This window comes from Pseudoalteromonas sp. OOF1S-7, assembly GCF_022347765.1.
In the GTDB taxonomy this organism is placed as follows: Bacteria; Pseudomonadota; Gammaproteobacteria; order Enterobacterales; family Alteromonadaceae; genus Pseudoalteromonas.
In genome coordinates this window covers 175,283-201,814 of record NZ_JAKRFZ010000002.1, presented here as the reverse complement: position 1 = coordinate 201,814, position 26,532 = coordinate 175,283, and the positions used below count along the sequence as shown (strand labels likewise).

At 47.7% G+C, this 26,532-nt stretch carries 18 protein-coding genes; 14 read left to right on the top strand and 4 right to left on the bottom strand.

The window, feature by feature from the left end; translation table 11 throughout:
- From MHN33_RS03795 to MHN33_RS03755, 9 genes are all read left to right on the top strand, one after another.
- Complete coding sequence (locus tag MHN33_RS03795) at positions 1-642, top strand: TetR/AcrR family transcriptional regulator (protein WP_239395673.1); 642 nt, start codon at positions 1-3, stop codon at positions 640-642.
- A complete protein-coding gene (locus MHN33_RS03790) occupies positions 632-1,942 on the top strand; it encodes a hypothetical protein (RefSeq protein ID WP_239395671.1) in 1,311 nt (436 codons plus the stop codon). The genes MHN33_RS03795 and MHN33_RS03790 overlap by 11 nt, the downstream gene beginning before the upstream one ends.
- Positions 1,939-5,055 carry an efflux RND transporter permease subunit gene (locus tag MHN33_RS03785; protein ID WP_239395669.1) on the top strand — a complete coding sequence of 1,039 codons (3,117 nt, stop codon included), beginning with the start codon at positions 1,939-1,941 and terminating at the stop codon, positions 5,053-5,055. Before MHN33_RS03790 ends, MHN33_RS03785 begins: the two co-directional genes overlap by 4 nt.
- A gap of 1,473 nt (positions 5,056-6,528) precedes the next feature.
- Positions 6,529-6,813, top strand: coding sequence for a GIY-YIG nuclease family protein (locus MHN33_RS03780; RefSeq protein WP_209054260.1), 285 nt, complete (start codon positions 6,529-6,531; stop codon positions 6,811-6,813).
- A gap of 523 nt (positions 6,814-7,336) precedes the next feature.
- Complete coding sequence (locus MHN33_RS03775; protein WP_239395667.1) at positions 7,337-7,726, top strand: VOC family protein; 390 nt, start codon at positions 7,337-7,339, stop codon at positions 7,724-7,726.
- 85 nt (positions 7,727-7,811) lie between these two features.
- Positions 7,812-8,819, top strand: coding sequence for a low-specificity L-threonine aldolase (gene ltaE, locus MHN33_RS03770; protein WP_239395657.1), 1,008 nt, complete (start codon positions 7,812-7,814; stop codon positions 8,817-8,819).
- 102 nt (positions 8,820-8,921) lie between these two features.
- Positions 8,922-9,620: an aspartate/glutamate racemase family protein gene (locus tag MHN33_RS03765; protein WP_239395655.1), complete on the top strand. Its 699-nt coding sequence runs from the start codon at positions 8,922-8,924 to the stop codon at positions 9,618-9,620.
- Between the two features lie 61 nt (positions 9,621-9,681).
- Entirely contained in the window at positions 9,682-10,590 is a 909-nt protein-coding gene (locus tag MHN33_RS03760; RefSeq protein WP_239395654.1) for a phytanoyl-CoA dioxygenase family protein, read from the top strand.
- A gap of 305 nt (positions 10,591-10,895) precedes the next feature.
- Entirely contained in the window at positions 10,896-12,587 is a 1,692-nt protein-coding gene (locus MHN33_RS03755) for a hemolysin D (protein WP_239395652.1), read from the top strand.
- Positions 12,588-12,690: 103 nt separating this feature from the next.
- Here the strand turns inward: MHN33_RS03755 and MHN33_RS03750 are convergent, their stop codons facing one another.
- A complete protein-coding gene (locus tag MHN33_RS03750; protein ID WP_239395650.1) occupies positions 12,691-13,650 on the bottom strand; it encodes a hypothetical protein in 960 nt (319 codons plus the stop codon).
- Between the two features lie 837 nt (positions 13,651-14,487).
- On the opposite strand from MHN33_RS03750, the gene lanKC reads away from it, so the two are divergent.
- From lanKC to MHN33_RS03730, 4 genes are all read left to right on the top strand, one after another.
- Complete coding sequence (gene lanKC / locus MHN33_RS03745) at positions 14,488-17,208, top strand: class III lanthionine synthetase LanKC (protein WP_239395639.1); 2,721 nt, start codon at positions 14,488-14,490, stop codon at positions 17,206-17,208.
- A gap of 2 nt (positions 17,209-17,210) precedes the next feature.
- The gene (locus tag MHN33_RS03740; protein ID WP_239395627.1) at positions 17,211-18,095 is read left to right on the top strand and encodes a hypothetical protein; all 885 of its coding nucleotides are present in this window, start codon (positions 17,211-17,213) and stop codon (positions 18,093-18,095) included.
- A complete protein-coding gene (locus tag MHN33_RS03735; RefSeq protein ID WP_239395625.1) occupies positions 18,095-19,927 on the top strand; it encodes an alpha/beta fold hydrolase in 1,833 nt (610 codons plus the stop codon). Before MHN33_RS03740 ends, MHN33_RS03735 begins: the two co-directional genes overlap by 1 nt.
- A 64-nt stretch (positions 19,928-19,991) precedes the next feature.
- Positions 19,992-22,100 (top strand): ABC transporter ATP-binding protein/permease, encoded by a 2,109-nt coding sequence (locus MHN33_RS03730; protein ID WP_239395614.1) that lies wholly within the window; start codon positions 19,992-19,994, stop codon positions 22,098-22,100.
- Between the two features lie 49 nt (positions 22,101-22,149).
- Here the strand turns inward: MHN33_RS03730 and MHN33_RS03725 are convergent, their stop codons facing one another.
- Entirely contained in the window at positions 22,150-22,524 is a 375-nt protein-coding gene (locus MHN33_RS03725) for a DUF6072 family protein (RefSeq protein ID WP_239395612.1), read from the bottom strand.
- Positions 22,525-22,867: 343 nt separating this feature from the next.
- Positions 22,868-23,059 (bottom strand): hypothetical protein, encoded by a 192-nt coding sequence (locus MHN33_RS03720; protein WP_239395610.1) that lies wholly within the window; start codon positions 23,057-23,059, stop codon positions 22,868-22,870.
- Positions 23,060-23,353: 294 nt separating this feature from the next.
- Here MHN33_RS03720 and MHN33_RS03715 point away from each other — a divergent pair, with 294 nt between their 5' ends.
- On the top strand, positions 23,354-23,959 hold the full coding sequence (locus MHN33_RS03715; RefSeq protein WP_239395608.1) for an SLATT domain-containing protein: 606 nt from the start codon (positions 23,354-23,356) through the stop codon (positions 23,957-23,959).
- Between the two features lie 203 nt (positions 23,960-24,162).
- Here MHN33_RS03715 and MHN33_RS03710 read toward each other — a convergent pair whose 3' ends face one another.
- Positions 24,163-26,415, bottom strand: coding sequence for a TonB-dependent receptor (locus tag MHN33_RS03710; RefSeq protein WP_239395597.1), 2,253 nt, complete (start codon positions 26,413-26,415; stop codon positions 24,163-24,165).
- Between the last annotated feature and the right edge of the window lie 117 nt (positions 26,416-26,532).

Sequence of the window (26,532 nt, the reverse complement as noted above, 5' to 3'; positions counted from 1 at the left end):
ATGAAAACCCGAGGTCGTCCCGATAAAAACGATGAAGATGGCAGAGCACGGCTAGTGCTGGCTGCCAGGCGCTGTTTTACAACGGCACCCTATTCTCATGTGACTACGCGTATGCTGGCACAAGAAGCAGGAGTCGATGCTGCGCTGATCCGCTATTACTTTGAAAACAAAGAAGGCCTTTACAAGGCTATGTTTATGGAGGTCACCGGTGAAGTGATCGCAGGTATTGAGCAAGCGATAGGACAGGATCAGCCGTTTGACTTGGAAGATATTTTTCATATTTTCTATGACGTAATCAAACAATCCCCGGCATTTCCCATTTTGATGTTTAAAGAAATTGTGCTGGAGCAGGGGATTTGCCGGGACTATCTGATAGACAAGCTGCAAAACACTCGCAAACCCTTTTTCTTTGGCATGCTTGCGCAGTTTAAACAGCAGGGGCTTATCAAAGAAGAATTGGATGACAGGTTGCTGATTTTAAACCTGATGGGTTTGTTGATTTTCCCCTGGTACATGCGCGAAGGCATGGCCAAAGCAATGGGTATAGAGTTTAACGATGAGCAGCTGACAAAGATGGCAACTCATAACGCCAATATGTTCAAATATGGCTGCTTTAAAGAGCGAGAATCGCATGAAGATTAACTGGCAACAAAGACGCTGGCTGTTGGTATTACCTGTGCTGGGGATCGTGATTTTAATCGCCCTGGCGTCGGGCAAAAAGCCGCCACAAAAACACAATAATGGTGCAGAGGCTTTGCTGGTCGACACAGCACAAGTCAAAACCACTCGGATAGCGCCCTATGTGACTGGGTTTGGTCGGGTGCGCCCCAAGGAGCGCTGGCAGGCGCTGTCTGAGGTTAGCGGCCGGGTAATTTATCGGCATCCCAAACTGGAAAAAGGCAAAGCACTGAAAGCGGGCACTGTGCTACTGAAAATCGACCCGATCGATTACGAGCTTAAACTGGCTCAGGCACGCTCTGATCTTAACTCGGCTGAGGCCGAATTGTCGCGCACCAGGCTGAACGACGAAAAGCTGTCTTTGTCTTTGCGCCTCGAAGAGCAGCGCCTGAGCGTGTTGCAAAAAGAGTTAAAACGAAAACAGGGGCTGCTTAAGTCGGGCTCTGTGTCGGTTTCTACGGTAGATGCCGAGCAGGCCAATGTCTGGGCACAGGAGCAAAAAGTACTGGATGTGCGTAATGCCGTAAACCAGCATCCCGACAACATGGCAGTGGCCGAGGCCAAAGTAAAACTGGCCCAGGCCCGTCTCAGTGAGGCCGAACGTAAACTGGCAAAAACCACTTTGACCTTGCCGTTTGACGCTCGCATTGCCGACGTAAGCGTTGAAATGCAGCAAGTGGTGGCCGAGCGTGAAAGCCTGGTGACGGCGCACCGTACCGATCTGATGGAGATCCCCGTTCAGGTGGCATTGAGTGACATGCGCCACTTTGGTCAGTACTTGTCGCCGCAACTTATCGAAGGCGAATTCCCGGATGTACAAACCTGGGATCTGGATGCCCAGATCAGTTTGTACATTGGTAACAAGCAGTTTAGCTGGCAGGGCAAACTGAGCAGTGTGGGTGAAAGTATCGACCCCGAAGGCAATACCGTCACTCTGATTGTGGATGTGGCCTTTGACTACAAAGCATTTGAGCCGGGTAAGCGGCCACCACTGATCAGCGACATGTATGTTGAAGCAAAGGTAAAAGGTGCGCCCCGGCCTTTATTGTCGGTGCCATCGCAAGCGCTGCATGGCGACAGGCTTTACCTGCTGGAAGACGGCAAGCTGGCTGTTCGTACTGTAGAAGTGGCATTTGAATCCAATGGTCGCACCGTGATCAGACAGGGCGTCAGCGAAGGTGATGTGGTGGTGCTCAGTGATGTGATCCCGGCTGTACCAGGCCGAGCGCTGCGCACGACTGCTGCCGGGGAGCCGGTGTTATGATTGCCTATTTTGCTCGTCATCCGACAGCGGCCAACCTGCTGATGCTGGCCATTATTGTGCTTGGGCTGAGTGCACTCCCTCAGCTTAAGCGAGAAACTTTTCCTGAGATCGCACCAAGCCAAATTCAGGTGAGCGTGCCATACCCAGGTGCCAACCCGGAAGAATCTGAGCTTGCATTATGTGTGCCGCTTGAAGAAGCCATGGACGGACTCAGTGATATTGAGCAGATCACCTGCGAAGCGCGCGAAAGCATGGCCAAAATGATTGTTGAGATACAAGAAGGTGGCGATATAACCCGGCTGATGTCGGATGTAAAAACCGAAGTCGACGCCATCGACACCTTTCCCGATAAAGCCGAAAGCCCGGTCATTAAAGAGCTTGGCCGCACTGAGTCGTTGATCACGCTGGCTATAAGTGCCGATTTACCTGCGGCTGAGCTAAAAGACTATGCCGAGTCGGTTAAGCGCAAATTACAGCGGCTGCCGGATATCTCTTTGGTAGAGATCCATGGCTTTTCTGACCGCCAGCTGAGAGTTGAATTGTCTCTGGCTTTGCTGCGCCAGTACGGTTTGTCGATTAACGATGTGGTCAGTCACATTGAGCGACAAAATATCAAGCTGCCCGCCGGTAATTTAGAAACCCAGGGTAAAACACTGCAAATTCGTTTTGATCAGCAGGGCGTAACGGCCGAAGAGCTGGGTGAGCTGGTAATAGCCAGCACTCAGTCGGGCGGGCAACTTAAGCTTAAAGACTTAGGTCAGGTGACCGAACGGTTTGAACTGGACGAGGCAAAAGTTGAGTTTAATGGCAAACCGGGTGCTTTGCTGAAAATCAAGAAAACCAAAGCGCAAGATGCACTGGACCTGGTTGAGCAGGTATATGAATTTGTTGAACTGGAACGCCAGCAGATCCCCGCTGGGATAGAGATGGCACTGACTTCCGATCAGGCCAAAATTGTCTCCGACCGGTTGGCTATGCTCACGACGAATTCCTGGCAGGGCTTTTTACTGGTATTTGCTGTGATGTGGCTGTTTTTTACCTGGCGTTATTCGTTCTGGGTATCTATGGGTCTGCCGATATCGTTTCTTGGCGCATTCTGGCTGATGACGGTACTGGGTGTGAGCATCAACATGATCTCTATGGTGGGCATGTTAATGGCCATCGGCATCTTGATGGACGATGCCATTGTGATTGCCGAAAGCATTGCCAGTCATGTTGAGCGTGGCGAAGGCGTGGAAGAGGGGGTGATCAAAGGCGTTAAGCAGGTTGCGCCCGGCGTATTGTCGTCGTTCTTAACCACCGCTTCTGTGTTTGTCGGGCTGGCATTTATTGCGGGCGATATCGGCCAGATCATGAAAGTATTTCCGCAAATGTTACTGGCCGTGCTGGTTGTGAGCCTGGTTGAGGCCTTCCTTATTCTGCCTAATCATTTGCTGCATTCACTGCATAAAAAACAGGATGCGCCGGCATCTGGCTTTAAGGCACGGTTTAACCAGCGCTTTGAACGTTTTCGCACTGAGGTGTTAGTCGACTGGGTGGAACGTGTAGTGACCTATCGCTATGCGGCAGTGGGTGGAGTGCTTGCGCTGTTCTTCCTGAGTATTTCTTTGATGGCAGGGGGCTTTTTGAAGTTTAAAGCCTTTCCTGAGCTGGAAGGCGATATTCTTGAAATGCGCCTGCTGATGCCACAGGGCACGCCTTTGTATGAAACCGAACAGCTGGTTGAGCGTGCCGTGAATGAGCTGAACAAATTGGATGAAGCGTTTACGCCGGAACAACCGGGTCAACAGGCGCTGGTGCAAAACGTGATTGTGGAATACAACAGCAATCAGGATGCCGGTGAGGACGGCACCCATGTGGCGACGGTGCGTGCCGATTTGCTGACGGCTGAAACACGCAATACCAGTTTGCTGTTGTTACAGGACCGCTGGCGCGAAGCGGTTGGTGAAATCCCCGGAGCCCTGGCATTGGCGTTTAAGCAGCCGGCAGTGGGGCCTGCTGGGCGCGCAATTGAGATCCGCTTGTATGGCGACGATCTGGCCATGTTGTCGAGTGCATCATTCGAAATTCAGCAGGCGCTGGCCGAATACGATGGGGTGCAAAACCTGATGGACGACCTGCGTCCGGGTAAAGAAGAATGGCTGGTGCGCCTTCTGCCCGGGGCAATGTCGCTGGGCGTCGATGGCGCAACTATCGCCAATCAGCTGAGAACTGCTTTCTTTGGTCAAAAGGCCGATGAGTTTCAGCGTGGTGATGAAACCATTGAGCTGGACGTCAGGCTGAGAAAAGCAGATAAGTCGTCCTGGTGGCAGTTACAGAATTACCCGATCACCCTGGCCGACGGCAGGCAGATCCCCCTGTCTGCAGTGGCAGAGCTGATCCCCGCGCGGGGCTATGCGCGGATTAACCGGGTTGATGGTCAGCGCTCGGTGACCATAATTGGTGACGTTGACGCGGCTATTGCCAATACCGGTGAGATCATCGCTGCGGTTGAAAAAACCGTGGTGGCGCCTTTACTGGCTAAATATCCGTCGCTGGCTGTAAGCTATGAAGGGGAAGTAAAAGAAGGTGGCAGTACCGGTTCGTCGATTGGCAAGAAGTTTCTGATGGGGCTGGTGGGGGTCTTTATTATTCTGAGCTTTCAGTTCAGAAGCTATATGGAGCCTGTGATGGTCATGCTGGCCATCCCGCTGGCGCTGATCGGTGCGCTGTGGGGCCATGTCTTGCTGGGTTATGATTTTACCATTCCCAGTATGATGGGGTTTGTTTCACTTGCCGGGATCGTTGTGAATGACTCCATTTTGCTGGTGACTTATATTAAAGAGCACCAAAAACAAGGGCTGGATGCACATCAGGCTGCGGTGCAGGCTGCACGGGAGCGATTCAGGGCAGTGTTTATCACTACAGCGACCACCGTAGCTGGTATGTTACCACTGCTTATGGAAACCAGCTTGCAGGCACAGATCTTACAGCCCCTGGTAGTAAGCCTGTTGTTTGGCATTGCGGCGTCGTCTTTGTTGGTGCTGTTTATCCTGCCATGCCTGTATGTGATCCTCGAAGACAGAGGCCTCGCAGCACAACACCATCTGAGTCAATCAGCGGCCAAAGCCTAGTCCGCTTGAGCGCCCCCGAATCTGTGGTTTCGGGAGTGCTTTGTCCTCTATCGTTTTTGGTGAGCTGTGCGTTCCAGACACTGACTTGCCAGGCCCCACTTCCGTCATCCCGTGCTCGACACGGGATCTGTTTACCGGCGACACGGTGAGGCAATTTTATCACAGAGCCTGAAAACCCGATTTTTATCTGCGGTAATTAAGTTGTCTTCTGAATGGTTCCCGGCTCGGAGGCCGGGATGACAAGGGGCTCGGAGGCCGGGATGACAAGGGGCTCGGAGGCCGGGATGACAGTGGTTAGGAACTCAAGATGGTGCATTGAGCTGAGTCAGGCACAACAGGGTCATTAGCACTATAGACAACGAATTTTGATGGGCAGCGTGTTTTAGACACTGACTTGCCAGGCCCCACTTGGGTCATCCCGTGCTCGACACTGGATCTGCTTACCGGCAACACGGTGAGGCAATTTTATCACATAGCCTGAAAACCCGTTTTTTATCTGCGGTAATTAAGTTGTCTTCTGAATGGTTCCCGGCTCGGAGGCCGGGATGACAAGGGGCTCGGAGGCCGGGATGACAAGGGGCTCGGAGGCCGGGATGACTGCGATTAGAAACCTTGAATGGCGCATGGAGCAGAGTCAGGTAAAAGGAATTCAGTAGCACTGTATACAACAAATTTTGTGGGCAGCGTGTTTTAGACACTGACTTGCCAGGCCCCACTTGGGTCATCCCGTGCTCGACACGGGATCTGCTTACCGGCAACACGGTGAGGCAATTTTATCACAGAGCCTGAAAACCCGTTTTTTATCTGCGGTAATTAAGTTGTCTTCTGAATGGTTCCCGGCTCGGAGGCCGGGATGACAAGGGGCTCGGAGGCCGGGATGACAAGGGGCTCGGAGGCCGGGATGACAAGGGGCTCGGAGGCCGGGATGACTGCGATTAGGAACCTTGAATGGCGCATGGAGTAGAGTCAGGTAAAAGGAATTCAGTAGCACTGTATACAACAAATTTTGTGGGCAGCGTGTTTTAGACACTGACTTGCCAGGCCCCACTTGGGTCATCCCGTGCTCGACACGGGATCTGCTTACCGGCAACACGGTGAGGCAATTTTATCACATAGCCTGAAAACCCGTTTTTTATCTGCGGTAATTAAGTTGTCTTCTGAATGGTTCCCGGCTCGGAGGCCGGGATGACAAGGGGCTCGGAGGCCGGGATGACTGCGATTAGGAACCTTGAATGGCGCATGGAGTAGAGTCAGGTAAAAGGAGTTCAGTAGCACTGTATACAACAAATTTTGTGGGCAGCGTGTTTTAGACACTGACTTGCCAGGCCCCACTTGGGTCATCCCGTGCTCGACACGGGATCTGCTTACCGGCAATACAGTGGGCAACTATAGCGTGTCTTAAGTATATTTAATAAGCCTGCATGTTTAATCTGGACTAAGATCCTATTTTGAGAAGAGGAAAAGGATTTTCTAATGCAAGCATATGTTTACATCATGGCTTCGGCTCCCTATGGGACTTTATACGTAGGTGTTACTACGCATCTGAAGAAAAGGGTCTGGCAGCACAAGACTAAAGTCGATTCAACATGTTTTACGGCCAAGTATGAGGTCTTTAACCTTGTATACTTCGAAATTAGCCAAAGCATTCAAAGTGCAATCAAGAGAGAGAAGCAGCTCAAGCGTTGGCGACGAAGTTGGAAAATTGAACTCATTGAAAAAGTGAACCTTGATTGGCGGGATATGTACTATTCAATTTAATCAATGAGTGAACTCTGGAGTTGGCTAGGGGAGTTCAATTGGTTGTTTTTCTATATGGCGATACAAACAAATTGAGACACAGATAAAAGTGATTTGTGTCAGCTTTGATTTTCAGATGTTGCACATACGTACCAACAATCAGCCTACTGAGCTCATTACTCGGTCATCCTGTGCTCGACACGGGATCTGCTTACCGGCGACACGGTGAGGCAACTTTATCTCATAACCTGAAAACCCGTTTTTTATCTGCGGTATTTATGTTGTCTTCTGGATGGTTCCCGGCTCGGAGGCCGGGATGACAAGGGGCTCGGAGGTCGGGATGACAAGGGGCTCGGAGGTCGGGATGACAAGGGGCTCGGAGGCCGGGATGGCGTAAGACTCACTGGCTGCAAAGTTCCACGCGGGGAATATCTTCATAAAATATAATTTCTAAAAAACATATTGACCTAAAGTTATCTTGAGGTTTTATCTTTGCCTTTCTTTCAGCGCAACATAGTGTTGCGACAACCACAAAGGAGAGAATATGAACTTAAATCAGGTTACTTTGAGCGTGAATGATATGGACGAAGCGGTTGAATTTTATCTTAAGCTAGGTTTTACGCAAATTGTCGACACGCCCCACTATGCACGCTTTGTGTGCCCGCATGGCAACGCAACCTTCTCGCTGTCAGTGTGTGAGGACGAGATCCTGCAAAACACCACCATTTATTTTGAACATGAAGCGCTCGAGCAGTGGATTGCAATGATAGAGTCTCGTGGCATTACTTTGTTGCAAGCCCCTACCGACGAGCCTTATCTGTGGCGTGAAGCCATAGTGGCCGATCCATCTGGGAATAAAATCAAGCTCTACTGGGCGGGTGACAACCGTCTGAATCCGCCATGGCGAGTTGAAAAGCGGTATACAGATGGTTAGGGCAGTCACATCATGAGGCTTGTATAAAAGTGAAAAATGTTTTCTACTGGCGCTTTAATGTATTGCCGTAAAAGGAAAAACAACCATGATAGATTTCAGATCCGATACCGTAACCAAACCGTGTAAACCCATGCTTCAGGCTATGGTTGAGGCAGAAGTTGGCGATGATGTCTATGGCGATGACCCAACGGTCAATCAGTTGGAGCAGTTTGCGGCGCAGCGTCATGGATTTGAGGCGGCGGTGTTTGTCAGCTCAGGCACACAAGCTAACTTACTGGCAATACTGGCTCACTGTGAGCGTGGCGATGAGTATTTGTGCGGACAAAGCGCCCATAACTATCGCTATGAAGCCGGTGGTGCGGCGGTACTGGGTTCAGTTCAGCCTCAGCCTGTAGAAAACGAACCGGATGGTAGCCTGGATCTGCAAAAACTGGCAACCTATATCAAACCCGATGACTTCCATTTTGCCCGTACTAAATTGCTAAGCCTGGAAAACACCATTGGCGGCAAAGTGTTGAGCCTGGATTACCTGGCCCAGGCACGCGCGTTTTGCGGTCAACACAAGCTGCAGCTGCATCTTGACGGTGCCCGGGTATATAACGCAGCAGTGGCACTGGAAGTCGACATCCGGGCCATTGCGCAACATTTTGATTCTATGACCATTTGCTTGTCTAAAGGATTGGGGGCACCGATTGGATCTTTGTTACTGGGCAGCGAAGCGCTTATCAGCAAGGCCCGCAGACTAAGAAAAATGTTGGGTGGCGGTATGCGTCAGGCAGGCATACTGGCTGCGGCAGGCAGGTACGCGCTGGAAAATAACGTCGAGCGTTTACGTGAAGATCACGATAATGCGCGTTATCTGGCCGAGCGACTGAACGAACTGACAGGGTTTGACACCTCGGCCTATCCGGTTCAGACCAATCTGGTTTATGTGGATGTTGCAAGTAAGGTGAACATTCATAAGATTGCTAAAGATCTGGTTGAGCAGGGGATCCAGATCACACCTGGATATCAGGGAATGCGCCTGGTGACGCATCTGGGAGTGAGTCGTGCAGATATTGATACGCTGATCAATGCGCTCAAATCGCAATAGCCACAGCCTCACCTATTTTTTCCTGCACAACCCAGCCCGGCTGTTCATCCTGCCTTATCTGTGAGAGTCTGGCAGTATAAGCATCAAAGCAAGGGGATAACAATGAAGACAATCGGATTGATAGGTGGCATGAGCTGGGAGTCAACTCTAAGCTACTACAGTTTGCTTAACGAAGGGGTAAAAGCTGCGCTGGGTGGACTACACTCAGCAAAAATTGTACTCGTCAGTGTTGATTTTGCCGAGATTGAGGCACAGCAACAGCGCGGAGACTGGCAAGGTGCTGCCACACTTTTGGCGGGGGCTGCCCAGTCTGTTGAAGCAGCAGGAGCTGACCTTATTCTGATCTGTACCAATACAATGCACAAGGTTGCCGATGAAATACAGCAGGCCATAGGGGTCCCACTTTTGCATATTGCCGACGCAACCGGACAGGCCCTGGCAAATGATGGGATCAGAAAGGTTGGATTGCTGGGAACACGATTCACTATGCAAGAGGATTTCTATCGCACCCGCCTGGCGGAAAAGTTTGGTTTGGAAGTCTGTGTGCCAGAGGAGTCCGATCAGCAACGCGTAAATGAAGTCATCTATCAGGAGCTATGTCTGGGCAAGGTAACTGACAGTGCACGACAGGATTATAAACGTATCATTCATGCCTTGAAGGAAACGGGCGTTGAGGCCGTTATTCTGGGCTGTACTGAAATCGCTTTGCTTATTGCCGATGCTGATGTAGACATTCCCCTTTATGATACAACCGAGATCCACGTGCAAAGTGCACTCAAAGCATCGCTTACATTGGCATAACAGCGCGTAAACGCTATTTTAAGGGTAAGTGATTGGTTATGTGAGAATAAAGGGATTGGTTATGGCATCTATAGAAAAACAAAAGCTAAGTTTTTATAAACAAAATGGCTTTGTGCGCTTTGAGCAGGCTTTGTCGCAAGATTTGCTACAGCGCCTGAGAGACCTGTCGACCAGATTAGAAATGTCGGCAAAAGAAGACCTGGCAAACGGTGCGCTGCGCAATCAGTACAATTTATCGACTGAATCACAAGAGCCCAGGCTGTTTCGCTACAATGATCTATTGTTTGACGATCCTGAACTGGTTCTGGCGCTACTCGCCAGTCCAACCATGATGGCGATATGCGAGCGCATGGTGGGTCTGGGCTGTGTGCCTATGCAGCTCGATCTGGTGTACAAATATCCACACCCTCACCCCCATATTGCCTGGCACCAAGGTGCACCTCATCCGAGAAATTATCCGTACCTGAATGTGGGTGTGTATCTGGATGATGCGGACCTGGATGATGGTTGTTTAAGGTATATTCCTGACTCTCAACACAAAATTGTGGATATCTACGCACTCTCCAGTGAGTATGGCTGGCATATTCCCGGTGTGGTTCAGCAGCCAGCTAACGCGGGTGACATTCTGGTACAGGATATGATGATACTACACAGCTCTGAGCCAAAAAGAAGTGAGGGCGCGCGTCGAACTATCTACATTGAACTACGCCCTATCGAGGGGATCGCTGAAAGCGCCAAACAAACCGAGCAATGGGCCGAGCTCAGAAAGCAATGGATGGCACATGTCATCAAGAAGGCCGATCCTAAAGATGTCCCCACGGACTGGCTGACTTTTTATGGCGAACCTGAGTACGACCTGGCCACTTTGGTGAACCTGATCAAAGAAAAATGGGAGTCTCCGATCCCGGCCGTCTGGTCTCATCGTAACGTTGAGCATCCGGATTACCCAACGCCAGCAGACTTGCGCTGAGCAGCTACTGTTTCAATCGGTTACACAATGTGGACTGGCCGGGCAAACTTTGTTCTTGTCAATCCGCAGGATTTGTTAACCCTTATCTCAATGGATCCTCTTTGCTTTGTCAGGTCTTCAAGATCTGAGTTTTACACCTAATCTGTTCCAAAACCTCAGAGTGGTGAATTTATATACTCCATAATTCATATTTGATTACTTAATATTCTAATCTATGTAAATTTGATGAATTTTTTATGTTTTATTAAAGATTTCATATTTCAGTTGTGTGACAATGCTTGGGCAAAATTAGTTAAGGAGTAATTATGAAGTTAAAACATCTCGCCTGTATTGTTGCAGTGGCGGCAAGCACGCAAGTCAGTGCTTTTACCCAGTTAGGTGGCGGCGGCGTTATGCCCATAGGCCATGAGTGGTTAACCAGAACCTCAGCCCTAGAGCTGCTGGCACAAGATACTAAGGTAGAAGATGCGAATGATCCTCGCTTAAGCTGGGAGCTGGGCCTTGCGAAGTCCACAGAGCTGAACATCGCGCAAACTGAAGTAGCAAATATTCTTGCCAATCGTCGTAATGACAATACCTATTACTCAGAATACGATGCGATTTTTGCCGCCATTGTCGGCGAGCGCTGGGTAGATATTGCTGGCTTTAACGTCACCAATGCCAGTATTGACCCGACCGGTCCGAATTGTTTTAACGCAGTGGCTCAGGAACCTGCTGAATTGCAGCAAGATCACTTTATGCGTCGTTACGACGATGTCGGCGGGACTGGTGGAGTCGATGCAGCCAGACGCGGACAGGCGCGTTTTATTGACCACTTTGTGAATGCCGCGATAGCGCAGAGCAAGCAGATTAAGGTCTGGGATGGCGGCGGTTATGCAAGCGCCGTAGAGGTCGACCACAACTACTTCCTGTTTGGTCGTGCGGTACACTTGTTCCAGGATTCATTCAGTCCGGAGCATACCGTGCGTCTGCCCGAAGACAATTACGAAAAAGTGTGGCAGGTTAAAGCTTATTTATGCTCTGAAGGTGCAGAGCAACACACGCATGCAACCGGCGATGCTATCAGTTATGAAAGTGGTGATGTGATCTGGCACCCGGGCACACGCACGGATGGCAGTTGGGATGGCTATCGCCCCAGTAATATGAAGCCTGTGGCTCTGGTGGCGCTGGAAGCCAGTAAAGATCTGTGGGCAGCGTTTATCCGCACTATGGCCATGCCGGTTGAGCAACGAGAAAGCTATGCACGTGTACAAGCTCAAATGCTGGTCGACGCCTGGTTATCCTTTGACGAAACGGCGATGCGCCAGTGGTATGACGATGAAAGTCGTCGCGATCACACCTATGTGTTGGCACCGGGTGAATCAGGCAAAGGAAAATCCCTCGAACAGTGTATGGCTGAGCTGAATGTGGGCACAGTGAGTCAACTTGAGCGTGTTGCGCAGCTGGACGAAGAACGTCGCCAGTGTCTTTATAATGTTGAGGCCGTAGAGGGTTATGAAGACGTCAACGATCCGCTGATGGACATGCCATACAACTGGAAATGGAAATCACCATTTTGGAAAACTGCACCTGACGGCTGGACGGCACCTGAGTTACCCGCCGATGCGTCTCAGGCGATGATCCTGAAAAGCGCCGAAACAGGTCTGGCTGTGTCGAGCGAGTCAGGGCTTGAAAATAATGCAAGGTTAAAAGCCAGTGGCGTACAACCGGTCGAGTTTTTGGTGGTTACGGGCAAAGATCAGCAGATGTATTTTCGCAGCCGTTACAATGCTGAATTGTTTCTGAGCTACAGCGCGTCATCAAGTGGTTACGTCAAATTGTGGGATTCTGCAAAAGAGTCCGGATTTACACTGATAGATCAAGGTGGCGTCTGGAATCTCAAGAATACCTATTGGGATCAGTATGTCTGGCTGGATACCAGTACACAACAGCTGCATCTGAACCGCCATGGTAAGGCAAGTAACGACAACGCGAAATGGATGATTGAATACCAATAGTGTTGATGAGTGAGTGCCTGAGTGTCAGGCACTTAAAATATCGTGGATAGTGGTAAAGCAAGCCAATTGCCTGGCTTGCCCAGACATAGCAACTTCTTTTCAGCTAGGGCGCCGCTTGTTCATTAATTGACACGGCAATTTGCGCGCAGGTATCGTCAATGATGTTATCCGTGTAGAGAATATTTGGGTAAAGCTTGGGTGTTGTATGTTGCGCTATTTGCGATGCCAGTTGCGCATTGGCTTGATCGGCGGCCTTACGTATTGAATTTGGATCACCGGGAAGCAGGCAGGCTAACACTTCCTCCGTACCTTGCGTGAGTGTCCATGACAGTAAAAAATACTCTGATTGGCCTCTCACTGTTTCCATTTTTGCGAATTGATCGTTCGCCATTTTTGTAAAGTCGCTGGTATCGGCATACTCGTTATAAACCTTGAAGTTGGCATTGGGGTAGAAGCCCTTGCCGAGATAAGGCCCAAGATTGACGTTATCAGGCTCAACGATCACTATGACTTTGGCCTTGCCATCACCAATCAGACTGTTCAATGTAGATTCGCAGAAGTTCTGATTTGGACTTGTAACATACAGGGCCTGGAGCTGTGCCAGCGTCTCAAACAGGCCATTCCACTGAGCCTGAGTGAATGAAGGGTAATTTTCATTGCCGCTGTCAGTGTCCATATCATGAGACAGATTTAAAATGACCAGCTCTGCATGCTGCGCCGTAAACGCATTTATTTCGTCAACAATATGCTCAATGAGCTGCCCCCTGGACCCTTGCATTGAAGGGCCATGCACCGGAATCGATATTTTGGAATAATGGCCGGTGTAATAGTCGCCACTGCCGATAACAGGGCGAATGTCGAAGTATCTGGCTCCAAATGCCAGTTGCTGACCTATGTTATAAGTTTGAGTCTGAGTATTACATGCATTAGATCCAATAGTACCATGTTGGACTATGCTCATTCCTGAGTCATGTGAGCCGGTAATGCAGATGTCAATGAGTTTTCGGTTGCCTGTCAGCGTTAAACTATCTTGCATCCAATCGGACGCGTTAAAGCTATTCATTGTATCTATTCCTTTATTTTAACGTGTGTTTTTATATATATCTTATTAATGATAATTAAAGGTACAACTTAGCGAGTGAGAAAGTGTCGTTAATAAATTACGAAAGCAAACCCGCGATTATTACTTTCATCACTGGATTGGAATTCATTTTATTGGCTATTGCTTAGCGTATGGGTAACTTATAAACGTAGCCATTATGGGTCACGGAACATAGTTTAAAGTTAAACGGGTACAACACTCTTAGCGTACTCTCCCAAATCTTTTCAACTTTAGAACAAAATCAATGCTTGTCCATTACAGCTTATTACAGCTGTGTCAGGTTAATGCCGATGGTTAGTAAGGGGGATAAAATTTCACTTTCATTGATTTTTAATTTTAATAATAAACTTTGAGCAATCATGGGTTTAGTTTTCTTTCCGGGAAGATTGATAAACGCCATATTAAATTTTTTTAATATTTTTATTTTTTTAACTGGCGGGGATTCAAGAACAGGCTATATTCAGTAACGCTAGGTTCACTTCCTGGCATTATTGAATTCAAATGTAAATCAAGTTAATAAGGAATGTAATCATGAAAAAAGTAATTGAACTTCAAAAGCTTAATGCAAAATCAGGTACTTGTCACCCTTCACAGATTAGTGCTTGGTAAGGCCTGAAATTAGATGCAAGCTAACCAAGCTTTAGTATTGTTTCTAATAAGTTAAGCATTACTAGGTACAGGTTGGATTACTCTAATTATTTACAACAAGGCTTCTTTAAATGAAGCTTTGTTGTATGTTTATATTTTTTTATTTTAAGCTGTATTTTTGTTTTAGGTGGTTTTAATTTAAGGAAGAACATGGGTGATGCAATTGATAAGCGTATATCTGCGAGTGATATGCCACACTTTTTATTCAGTAAATCTGATTTTTTCACTAAGATGCAGTCATATGAAGTAAATGACAATGGATATCTTGATATTGCTGAAGAGACATTAGGGGAAGGGTGGGTGATAAGACGAAGAGAGGCCTGGTATGTCGCTAAGCCTAACGCCGTTGAATTACCCAGGCATGGATTTAAAATTCATCTTTCTTTGATATCTGCCATTACCCCTGAAGCGCTAAAGTGCATTATTCCTGTTCTTGCTGAATTCGGCGTGGCATTTAAATTTCTGGTCGATGCCCATGTTCAGGATTTTTTTAATTCACAGGCTTGCAATAAGGTTGCATGTGGTAAGTTTTTAACAGTATATCCAGCAAATGAAGTTGATTTTAAAGCACTTCTTGAAGCACTCTACACTGTGACTGGCGCATATTATGGGCCTTATATCTTAAGTGATCGCGCGTATAAAGAGAGCCGATGTCTCTTCTATCGCTATGGTGCGTTTATTGGCAATAAAGATTGTGATGTTACCGGGGCTTCGACCCCTGTTGTCATAAATGAATCGACAGGAGAAACCGACCATCGCTTGCCATACTACCAGCTGCCCGAAGGAATTGCGGACCCATTCCCTTGTCATACTGAAGATTCTGGTTCTGAGCTGCTGAATCAGCGCTATGAGGTGATAGATGCGCTGGCAAGTCACTCCAGTAAAGGGGGCGTATATCTTGCCAGAGATACACAATCTGGTTTGACGGTCGTGATAAAAGAAGCACGCCCGCATATTAATCGGAGCCTGTTAAATACGCATGATGCCATTTCAGGCTTGACGCACGAGGCTTACATATTACAACGACTTGAACAAACCGGTGTTACACCAAGAGTTGTTGAGGTGTTCAAAGAATGGCAGCATCAGTTTTTAGTGCTGGAGCATATTCCTTTTGAGACCCTCAACTATAGTGACTGGGAAAACCATAATGTATTGATAAATGCTCACAAGGAGCAGGCGTATAAACTCTGTCAACGTTACCTGTTACTACTAACCAATATCATTAAAGCGGTTGAACAAGTTCACCGGGCTGGTGTAATCGTTGGCGATATTGCGCCTCAAAATATCCTGGTACACCCTGACACTCTGGAGATCAGGTTAATTGATCTGGAAGGGGCATATGATCAATTTGATGGAAAATTTTATGCCAGGATCTCGAGCCGGGGCTTTACCGAGTACGATAAGAACAAATCCAGAAAGCCCACTTTCGGTGAGGACTGGCAAGCTGTTAGTGTGTTGTGCATACATCTATTGCATCCGGTTTGTCCGCTTTTCGCTATGAATCCTGCTGTCAAAGATACGTATTTAGCCGCGCTAGTAAAAAGCCATGGTTTGCCCGAGTGCATTATCGACATTGCTGCGCTGTTGCAGTCTGCAAAAATCGATAAAGCAAAACAGGTAATAGAAGCCACTCTGGAGCAGTTAAATCGGCCAGCTTATCAGTCAGACTTATTTAAAGGAGAAAGGTTGAGTCTGGACGAAAGCGACTGTACGAAGTTGCTGAAAGAGATGGTAGATGGTCTGGCCTTTTTTATGGAAAACCCAGTTGGGGAAAGTATTTTCCCTGTTGACTACCGGGCATTAAATACGCACCACTTTAGCGTATCTTACGGTCTGTTTGGCATTATCTATTTTCTCAAAACGCGTACAAATATTGTCACTGAGCCAGTATTGAAAAAAGCCATCAATGGGTTAAAGGCTCAGGATATGGAAAATATGCCCCCGGGTCTTTATTCTGGTCTGTCAGGTATTGCCTGGGTAATGTATGAGTGTGGTAATCATTCAGATGCGATTGGTTTGATGAGGCAGGTACTTCAAAGTGAGCTTCGTAAACATGCCTGTGACTTGTTTTACGGTGCAGCCGGGTGGGGACTGGCATGTCTGCAATTTTACGGTAAAACTCAATTACCGGAGTTTTTAGCGGGGGCGATAGAGGCTGCGGATATAATCACCCGTCAGCTAAATGAGCATCAGGGCACTTTGTATTATAAGAATCTTGATGGTCAGCCGTACTCTGGTCTGCTCCATGGTAATGCGGGTATTGCTCTGTTCTTTTTACGTTTGTACCAAATCACACAAAATGAGGAAGACTTGCGACGTGCGACGTGCTGTCTGCAATTTGAAATTGACAGAGGTGAGCGCATTAATAACGAGCTGGTATGGCGAAAAAACTATAATGAAAAAACAACGTATCCCTACTTTCAGTTTGGCTCTGCCGGGCTGGGTTGTGTGCTGATTCGTTTTTATAGTGTGACTCAGGAGCAAAGATATCTGACACTTGCGAAAGAGATAGCGTTGGCAACGCAAGGCAAGTTTTGTATCTACCCTGGCGCCTTTATTGGCATGAGCGGTATAGGCACGTTTTTTCTGGATTTATATCAGGCAACCGGAGAAGCCCGGTACCATCAGGAGGCGCATTCAATTGCTTACCGGATAAGCCTTTATCAGTGCGCCGTTGGAGAAGGTGTTGCATTTCCCGGAGATAAACTAGCCGGGCTTACAACAGATTATGCAACCGGGACTGCTGGCGTGGGCTTGTTTCTATCCCGGCTGTTAGCGCAAGGACAAGGGGGCGAACTGTTTCTTGACCCTGATTTTTCATGTCAGGAAACCACGCAGAAGACGACTAAGACACAACTGGATCCAATATAACCATGCTTAATAACTATATTGATATTAGTCAGCAAGCGGGCTCGAAAGTGTTCGACTGTATGGTTGATGCATTGGACAGTGCGTTTGACTTTATGCACACCAAACAATCTCAGGATTTTACCGGTGGTGCATTTGTTCCACTGTATGATTTAACGACCCAGTTTTATCAAACTCATTTTCAGTGCATATATCAACACTACGTTCCATTGTACTTTTCACTGTGGAAGCTAAGAGTCAGGGATACGATCGGGCTGGACAACACCCATCAGGATGGTGGCATTCATTACTTTGCAAACAATGGTTATCAATCCAGAATGATCACGCTCTGGACTGCGCTCTATAAAGATTCTATGCCGAGCTTGTCTGCCAGTGATCTTGGGTTATTTGTGGTTGACAGTGAAAACCCTAAACATTTTCAAATCTATGAACAAATGGCAAGGACCAATACGCATTTTTACCGCAGTCGCGCTGGTGTACTAAGGGACATAAGGCAACTTGGCAATTTAACCGTTGGTTATGATGAAAATGCACTCGAGCGACAAGTTTATGACTATATGAAAGGGACGACGATACAATTTAATAGTCACCTGCTGCATGGGACGAATAGTATTGTTGAGCAGATGCCACTGAGCCTAAGTGAATATGACCGCTTCAGAGTTGCATTAACCAGCGTCTGGATCCACCAGGATGACTTCAATCACGCGATTTTAGATATGCATCAGGAAGACTATGCACAACTATACCTAGCTGGTATTGCGCAAAAGGAACGGGCTGAAATAAGGCGTCAGCAGGTACCGCTTTGCCAAAAGGAGATAGGGCGTTTGGAGGCCATCTCCCAGTTGGCGCGCCATCACTTAAGTAACAAGGTACCAGGGAGAATAGGCTGATGATCCCACTTAGTGCTGATATTACTGACGCATCTCACTTTTATGGAAATACCACTTTAACTGATTTATCTTGCTCGTATGATGGTCTTTATTATTTATTGAGCTCAGATCAGTCTGGCTGTGCGAATGTATACCGAGTTGCCACTGAAGCCAACGGTGTAGAACAGTTAACTCACTCAAGAGCTCAGCCAACCTTTGCCATAAGTTACTTTCCAAAAGACTATCGATTTTTATATCGTCAGGACCAAAGCGGTGATGAGCTTGATCACATCTGGGTGTGTGAGTGCGATGGGTATTGTCGGGATCTGACCCCTGGTGAAGGCCTCAAAGCCAGCTTCTTACAGTGGAGCGAAAGCGGTGACCATTTTTGGTTGTTGAATAATCAGCGAGAAGCCAGTGTATATGATGTTTACTGCTATTGTGTGGACGACTATACAAATCATCGTGTATTTACCAACGTCGACGAGGTAAACGTCTGTGGCATCAGTCGCGACGGTATGTGGCTGGCGTGTGAAAAAGAGTTAAGCAGTCGGGCAAATCAATTGGTGTTTTATTGTTTAAACACACCGGCAAGTCAGCGTTGTAATTACCAGCCCCGCTATCGGGTGGGCGAAATCGAAGCCCAGGCGCGGCACATGATAATGAGCTTTTCCCCGGATAGTCAAAGCGTGTTTTATACAAGCGATCAAGATTGTGAGTATAAGAACCTATGGATATTAGATTTGGTGACGGGAAAAACGGCTAACTATATGCAACTTGGCTGGGATGTGACGGCGTTTTATTTTTCGCCATCGGGCCATTATCAGATCTGTGAAGTGAACCGTGACGCTAACACCTATACCCGGGTAACAGACACCAACACGCAGACCCTCTGTGCTTTTCCCCGGACGGAGGGCTCCGCTTACGGATTGTGCTTTTCACCCGATGAAAGTCTGGTCGGCTATTATACTCAAAGCTGTACTTGCCCTGCCAGTTTGCATATCTGCCATATTGATGGAAGTCATAAACGCCTCATTCAGGCACAGAACCCTAAACTACCTCAGCAACGCCTTGTCCGTGCTCAAGTGGTTAATTATTCGAGTTTTGACGGATTATCGATTCCGGCTTTATTGTATCGCCCCTGTGAGGCCAGCGCAGATGCGCCCGTAGCAGCCATGCTCTGGATACATGGAGGACCCGGCGATCAGTCACAGCAGACGTTCGATCCAGTGATCCAACATTTGGTGAGTAACGGTTATGCCGTGTTAGCGGTAAACCATAGAGGTTCCAGTGGTTATGGAAAAACTTTTTTTCATATGGCAGACAGACAACACGGTAACCTTGATTTAGAAGATTGCCTGTACGCCAAACAGTATCTGAGTGGATTAGAGTGGGTGGACGGTGAGCGTGTTGGCATTATGGGTTGTAGCTATGGCGGCTTTTTAGCCCTTGCAGCATTGACCTTTAAGCCCGATGTTTTCGCGCTGGCGATTGATATATTTGGTGTAACAAATTGGTTGCGCACTTTAAACAGTATTCCGCCCTGGATGGGGGGCGTTCGTAAACGAATTTATGATGTGATGGGAAATCCTGATGAGGATCATCACAGGCTTAAGGGAGTCTCTCCCCTGTTCTATGCCTCTCAAATTTGTCGTCCCCTGCTGGTAGTGCAGGGCAAAAATGACCAGCGAGTATTGCAAGTTGAAAGTGACGAAATTGTTCAGGCTGTTAGCAATAATGGTGTGCCAGTAGAGTACGTACTGTTTGATGATGAAGGGCATGGGTTTAAGCGAAGAGCTAATTTAATTGCAGCATCTAATCACTATCTTAATTTTTTAAATCAGTATTTGTAGCGGCGATATTGCAATGGCCAGTCTATGAATTTGTGCAACCTCACTAAATCGAATGTGGATTAATATGTCTGCCTCAATATTAACTGACAATCACATCTATCCCAGATCGACCCTGTCCGGGCGTGAGCGTTGGCATATTGAGGGGATGTTGAATCAGCCTGTGCTTGCCAAACATCTGAGCAATTACCTGAGCAAACAGCCTGGTATGATACAAGTAACGGCCAACCCGATGACAGGCAGGATCTTATTGCTGTTTGATCCGTCTTGCTGGCAAACGAAAACAATACAGAGGCTACTTAAGCAAGCAATACAGCACTGTCAAATGCAAGGCGGTTGCGCTGCAAGCCTTTGTCCTTCCCGTAAAACAGGACTGGACGGATTCAAACAAAGGCTAAATGAAAACCACTTGTATAGCTTGGTGCAGCGAATTGAAGACGAACAATGTCGGGCAATGAGGCACACCGCTATGAGAGCCAGTGCCATAAACTCTTTCTTTAAGATACTGTCTCCCATTATGACGGGTCTGATGATCTCAAGTGTGTTGTCGCCCATTGCCGTACTGACAAAAATAGGTTTATCCCAAGGGGCACAACTGGCCTTCTTTACCGGGGCGTTCGGACTCTCCAAAGGTGCTGAGTCAGTCACTGCTCACTATAAAAACAAGCACTGGAGCAAGTACTCAAATGAAATAGACAAAAAAATGAGTGAGCGAGTATTTGCCCACATACAATCGCTGCCTATGCCTTATTTAGACAGTCAAAGCCCTGATAAACTTCAGCATCTGGTGAGCCATGATGTTGATATCATCAAGCGCTTTCTTAATTACACGCCGGCTGAGTTTACAGACAAAGCAACAACTATGGTGTTTAGCTCTGTGATTATACTTGCTATTTCTCCGATTGCTTTTGCGCTGTGCTTGCTTCCGGTGCCATTGATTACCAAACTCAATAAGCGTCATCAGGCCAGTGTTCGTGAACAGGCAAGTAAAGCGGGGGCACTGACAGACAACTACAGAAAGGTGCTGTCTAATAACTTAAATGGCCTGTCTACAGTCAAAAGTTTCACCGCTGAACGCATTGAGTTTGAGCGGTTTTGTAGCGCTAAAGACACGGCCTGCGAACACACAGTCAGACTGGATAAGGAAAACTCCTATTATTCCAGCACGAGCGAGCTTATCTTTGTAATGGGGATCATGGGGCCTGTTGTCTATGGGTGTATGAACGTACTGCGCGGAGGTATCGGCACTACAGAGTTCATGGTGCAGATTGGTATTGCACCGAGCATACTGAACTCAGCGACTGGGTTGGAGTACGGCAAGTCTTTATATCGAGATGCTAAGGCTGCGGCAACTCGCCTTAGTGCGGTGTTAAGTATTGAGCCTGAAATGATTTCGCGAGACGACCAGCAGCCGCTTACAGTGGGGGTCGGTGGTATAGAATTTAGCAATATTCATTTTGGTTATGATCAACACAAGGTGATTAAAGGGGTCTCATTTGAGGTCATGGCCAACAAGAAAGTCGCCTTTGTTGGGCCTACCGGATCAGGGAAAAGTACACTTATCAAGTTGTTGCTTGGCTTTTACCAGGCGCAGCAGGGGCAGGTTTATATTGATGGTAAGAACATAGAGCAGGTAAGTTTAAAAAGCCTGAGACAATCCATTGCTTTAGTGAGTCAGGAGCCATTTTTATTTAATGGATCCATCTATGACAATCTCGTCTATGGTCGGCCTGATGCAACATTCGACGAAGTGGTCGCGGCTTGTAAAATAGCACAAGCTTTTGAATTCATTGATGCTCACCCGGACGGCTTTAATGCGCAGATCGGCGAAAGAGGGCACAAACTATCAGGTGGTCAACGCCAGCGGCTTTCTATTGCGCGGGCCGTACTTAAAAATGCCGCAATACTGATTCTGGATGAGGCCACATCGGCAGTTGACAATAAAACGGAAGCCGCAATACGGCAAGCTGTTGATTTAATATCTCATACTTGCACTGTGATTATTATTGCCCACCGTTTATCGAGTATTCGTTATGTTGACACGATTTACCATATTAAGGATGGTGAGATCAGTGAAGCAGGCACACATGAACAGTTGCTGGCAAGGAACGGCGATTATGCTGCCTTGTGGCAATTACAGGTTTCTGAACAAGGAAATGTTCCAGCGATTAGGTAGCCCCAAAGAAGTTGTTGGATCTTTTTACCTGATTATTAAGGGCGATAGTCTAAGACGACTTGCTCTCATAATAGATATCTTCCACATCTTCAATTACGCTTTCGATTACTTGCTCTATGGGCTGTCCTTGCTCCAACGCTTCCGACACTTCTTGTCGCAAGCTCTGGTCACCAGCGCCTTTCGTGGTGGTGAACTGGGTGAGTAAACTCTGTCCTGTTTTGCTCAAACAGTAGGAGTTAGCGGCAACAAAAAGCATACCTACCGGCCCCAGCGCCAACTTGGCTGCCAGACCTGCTCCAGCATGAGCCAGGCCAAGTTTGCCTTTACCCTGGGCCAGCAGGCTGACACCGGGTGATAATAAAGTTTCGCCTGCGATACATGCGGCATCTTTTGCCATTTCTTTATTGGTCCGTTTGACAGTCATCTTGCCTATCCTTACTAAAGTATTGACTATTAAGTGTAATCACAGTTCGTAAAAAATCCAGACCAGCAGATACTTCGGGGTATCACGCAAGGATTCAAGTAGAGTACCTGAGCGCTTGCACTTAAAATGTTGTGAATTGCGGCAAAGATAACAGGGTTGTGTGTTTATGTACGCAGCGTTTATGGTGGCCGTGGTTTTGGCTGTGGTGCAAAAGGCTGTTTTGGTAGTGATGGCGGTTAAGGTCTGACACAGTGCACCGGGCAGATTTCCAAAGCCGTAAGTGCCCTCAAACAGGTTCTGCTAAAGAAAGTACATGGCAGGCCTTATTTGAAGGCACCTAGAATCAAAAATACAAATATGAGTCGCAGTGGCACTGTGGATCATCTTTCAGCTCGTCAATGTGGACGTCGACCTTGCTCTGCAAACGCGCATCATAAATTGTCACCATGTTGTGCTGTTTATCAATACTGAGCACTTCGACTGGATGTTTATGATATTCCACCCATTCTCCGTTGCGAACATCTTCAATATTCATGATATTTCCCCCATTTTTTAGCGAAACAGTGCAAAGAGTCATCATTATATTGTTGTGTTATAGAGTTTAGTGATAAAAGTGAAAAAAAGCACCTTAGCCATAAAGTGAGACAAGTAAACGGAAAAATATCCTACATCCAAATGTCAAACAATAGCCTCTATCTTGGTCATGTAAGATAGCCTTCGAGGGTTCCAAATCGAGGTATGCTTAGTAACAGATTCATTTTGCCTGGCCGCGAGGCCAACAGACAATATTCCCCTGGCTATATATCAAATAAAAAGAGAATCTTGTAAAATGAATCCACTTTATTTTAACAAGTCATACATAATGCAAAAAACAGCTACAGAACATCACGATAAAATGGGATCTGAGAACGATAGCCGGCTGGGCACTTGGTTAAAACGCTGTCAAGAAGCGCGTGATGGGCATTATAGGAGAGCGGAAAAGCTCTTTAATTTGTCGCAACTACTAGGCTTTGTGCTGGTCTACTCCACTGTGTTTGTAACAACGTTTTCATTTATTGCTCATGATCCTGCTAAAGTGTTTTGGGGCAGTATTAAGCATCAGCACATTGTCATTTTTATAGGGGGGATTGCAGCTGTCATCTCAGGCATAGTGAGTCAGGCCAGGTTTGGCGAAAGGGCTGAAATGCATCGCTCTTCAGCGGCTCGTTACGCCAATTTAGCTCGGGATATAGAAGAATTACTGTTTAAACAAGAAGAGAAACTATTGCTTGAAGGGGATTTACCTGCTCACATTAACACAATTATCAAGGAGTGGAATAACCTGTCCGAAGACTCTTTACTCACACCACATAGCAAAGCTCGAAGGTATTATTGCGGGCACGTTATCATAGCATTGTTATTTTTCATGATGTTTTTTTCTGTTTCGGGTGGCTAGCCAAAAGGAAGTTGAAAAAGCACATGCGCAGCGATACTGGTTTGCCGGGCCGTCGCTTATGAAAGCAGTAATAGGCACTATGTGTCATGTCAAACCGTGTTAAGTTTAAAAGCCCGGCAGTAGCGTCCGGGCTGGATGGTATTCACGGAGGAGTTATCCCCGTTTCACTCAACACTTGTTCAATGTGAAGGCACAATTAGGCATTAAAAACTATAGCTGACGCTGAGCTTAACACTGCGTGGCATAATATAACGGCCGTTTGGTGCGTCGGCATTGCGTGGATCTCCCTCGGTGATGCCTTGCTCATCGGTCAGGTTATCCACTGATACCATGAGTTTTACCTGCTCCGTTGGTTCCAGGGTAAAGCCCAGGTCAAACTTCTCGTAGCCATCAAGAACGACTGTGTTTTCATTGTTACCAAAACGGTCATCCACCGCTGAAATCGTCCCGTACACAGTGGCAAACATATCGCCCAGCTCGAATTCGTAGCTCGGGGTCACACGTACCTGCCAGCCAGGCTGACGTTGCGCTTCGTTACCGACATTGTTCGGACTTTCTGTGATTTCGGTTTTCTGCCATGTGGCATTCATATTGACACTAAAACCAGAGCTGTGATTGAAGTTATAATCGACCTCAATACCCATGGCTTCGTTGGTTAGGATCTCCGCAGGGTCGCCAGGTTTGCGCACAAAAGTGTCGCCCTGTACTTCATTGGCAAATAATGTGGCGAATACGTCGCTGCTTTCACCCATGTATTTATAGCCGATCTCAGCCTGGGTCACTTCTTTGATCAGACGCTCACCACCCTGATAGGCGCCGTAGTTGTCGCGAAAATCGTCAAAGTAAGGCATTTTGTAGCCTTTGTTCATACGCGCAAACACACCACTTTGGTCATTCAGTTTAAAGTCGGCACCCAGGGTCCAGGAGGTTTTGCGCTCATCATAGGTAACAAACTTGTCGATGGTGCCGTCCAGCCCTTCATCCACCGAGTAGTCAACTTCGTGCTTTTCGCTGCGCAGGCCTAAATCCAGCGTGAGAGAGTCGGTAGCACGATAGCTGTGGGTGGTGTAAAACGCCACTGTGGTTGCGTCGCCAGTACTGTTGATGTCGTAATTAAAGCCACAACCGTCTGCGCTGTTGTTACACTCAATACCAGTGAGCGCCTCGCCTCCAGCGGTGAGTACGTGATATGCAGAGTTGCCCAGGCTCCACCAGTCTTTTGCTGAAGTGGTTGCCGTGTAAATACCAAAGGCACTGTTCACTGATGAGAACGCTTTACTGATGGCTAAATCATTGGTGAATGCCTCAATCTCTTTAAGCACAACCCAGCGACCATAGTTCTGTACCCAGGTATCGCCGTCGTAAACAGTACCGGTCACAGCACCTGTTGCGCTGATACCGTCATCAGCCACGCTGGCTAAGGTTGTTGCTGCACCGTCAGGCACCAGACCATAGGTATTTGCGTCGCCGTTTGTCAGGCTAAAGCGGTCTATCAACTGCCAGCCATTAGCCAGTTCCAGTTTCAGACTACCGCCCGAAACATGGCCCTTCCAGCCGCGGCCTTCACCCAGGTCAATCTCCATGTCCTGACCGGCAACATGAATGACGGCCTGGCGGTTCAGGGTACCCAACTGTGTAAAGCCTGCATCAATGCCATCCACATTAAGCGGGGTTGGCAGGTACCAGGCGCCGGTGTCGTCGGTTTGACGGGTATAGACATTGAATTCGCCATTGTCGAATTCTTTGGTCAGGTTAATGGTGAACTGGTGGCCTTTTTCTGAGGTAAAGCCCGCATCACGGATCCCGGAAGAGCGTTTTGCATAGCCACCAATCATGTAGTAGAAATCATCGCTGAGTTCACCACTGAGTACGCCGTCGATACGCTGTAATCCGTAATCTGAGGTGGTGTATTTAACTGTGCCTTCGGTATCTTCTGAGCCACGCTTGAGGTGGAAGTTGGTTGTCAGGCCAGGCTGGCCGTTTGAAACAACCGGATTTGGTCCGCCACGCAGGCCTTCCATCCGGGCAATGGTTTCATCAAGTCGGAAAATAGACGAGTTTTCCAGGAACGACAAAGTCGGGGCTGGGTAGATAGGCGAACCCTGCAGGCTAACGGTCAAAAATGGTGCGTCACCACCGCCTGGAAAGCCGCGTACAAATACGTTGGCACCGGATTCACCACCTGAGCTCTCAACCCAGATCCCAGGTACAGATTTAAGCAGATCCGCCGTGCTTTTTGGCGCCAGGCGTTCAATTTGTACGGCATCGACGTTAGTCACTGCAAAACTGGCGTCCAGTTTACGGATACCGGCACCACCGGGTGTACCCGATACAATGATGGTTTCGACTTTTTTGTCTTGCTTTGTGGCTTGTTGCTGCGCCTGTGCAGCGCCCGATACGGTAATGGCTGCTGCCACCGCGGATGCGATTAAAGAGTATTTGTTGCCTAGGTTCACAGGAACTGCCCCCTTGGTTGTCATATGTGTTGTCAGTGTCTGCACAGCTCAGGCTGTGCTCATTGCTATTGTTATGCGCCGTCTGTCATGTTCGGTTTGTTAAAACACGACAGAGCA

What these genes read in the sequence shown, in the direction of transcription:
- MHN33_RS03755 (WP_239395652.1), top strand. Translation starts at nt 10,896, where the DNA reads ATGAAGTTAAAACATCTCGCCTGTATTGTTGCAGTGGCGGCAAGCACG.
- MHN33_RS03735 (WP_239395625.1), top strand. Translation starts at nt 18,095, where the DNA reads ATGATCCCACTTAGTGCTGATATTACTGACGCATCTCACTTTTATGGA.
- MHN33_RS03780 (WP_209054260.1), top strand. Translation starts at nt 6,529, where the DNA reads ATGCAAGCATATGTTTACATCATGGCTTCGGCTCCCTATGGGACTTTA.
- MHN33_RS03715 (WP_239395608.1), top strand. Translation starts at nt 23,354, where the DNA reads ATGAATCCACTTTATTTTAACAAGTCATACATAATGCAAAAAACAGCT.
- MHN33_RS03775 (WP_239395667.1), top strand. Translation starts at nt 7,337, where the DNA reads ATGAACTTAAATCAGGTTACTTTGAGCGTGAATGATATGGACGAAGCG.
- MHN33_RS03730 (WP_239395614.1), top strand. Translation starts at nt 19,992, where the DNA reads ATGTCTGCCTCAATATTAACTGACAATCACATCTATCCCAGATCGACC.
- MHN33_RS03795 (WP_239395673.1), top strand. Translation starts at nt 1, where the DNA reads ATGAAAACCCGAGGTCGTCCCGATAAAAACGATGAAGATGGCAGAGCA.
- MHN33_RS03760 (WP_239395654.1), top strand. Translation starts at nt 9,682, where the DNA reads ATGGCATCTATAGAAAAACAAAAGCTAAGTTTTTATAAACAAAATGGC.
- MHN33_RS03765 (WP_239395655.1), top strand. Translation starts at nt 8,922, where the DNA reads ATGAAGACAATCGGATTGATAGGTGGCATGAGCTGGGAGTCAACTCTA.
- ltaE (WP_239395657.1), top strand. Translation starts at nt 7,812, where the DNA reads ATGATAGATTTCAGATCCGATACCGTAACCAAACCGTGTAAACCCATG.
- MHN33_RS03725 (WP_239395612.1), bottom strand. Translation starts at nt 22,524, where the DNA reads ATGACTGTCAAACGGACCAATAAAGAAATGGCAAAAGATGCCGCATGT.
- MHN33_RS03790 (WP_239395671.1), top strand. Translation starts at nt 632, where the DNA reads ATGAAGATTAACTGGCAACAAAGACGCTGGCTGTTGGTATTACCTGTG.
- MHN33_RS03750 (WP_239395650.1), bottom strand. Translation starts at nt 13,650, where the DNA reads ATGAATAGCTTTAACGCGTCCGATTGGATGCAAGATAGTTTAACGCTG.
- MHN33_RS03785 (WP_239395669.1), top strand. Translation starts at nt 1,939, where the DNA reads ATGATTGCCTATTTTGCTCGTCATCCGACAGCGGCCAACCTGCTGATG.
- MHN33_RS03740 (WP_239395627.1), top strand. Translation starts at nt 17,211, where the DNA reads ATGCTTAATAACTATATTGATATTAGTCAGCAAGCGGGCTCGAAAGTG.
- MHN33_RS03720 (WP_239395610.1), bottom strand. Translation starts at nt 23,059, where the DNA reads ATGAATATTGAAGATGTTCGCAACGGAGAATGGGTGGAATATCATAAA.
- lanKC (WP_239395639.1), top strand. Translation starts at nt 14,488, where the DNA reads ATGGGTGATGCAATTGATAAGCGTATATCTGCGAGTGATATGCCACAC.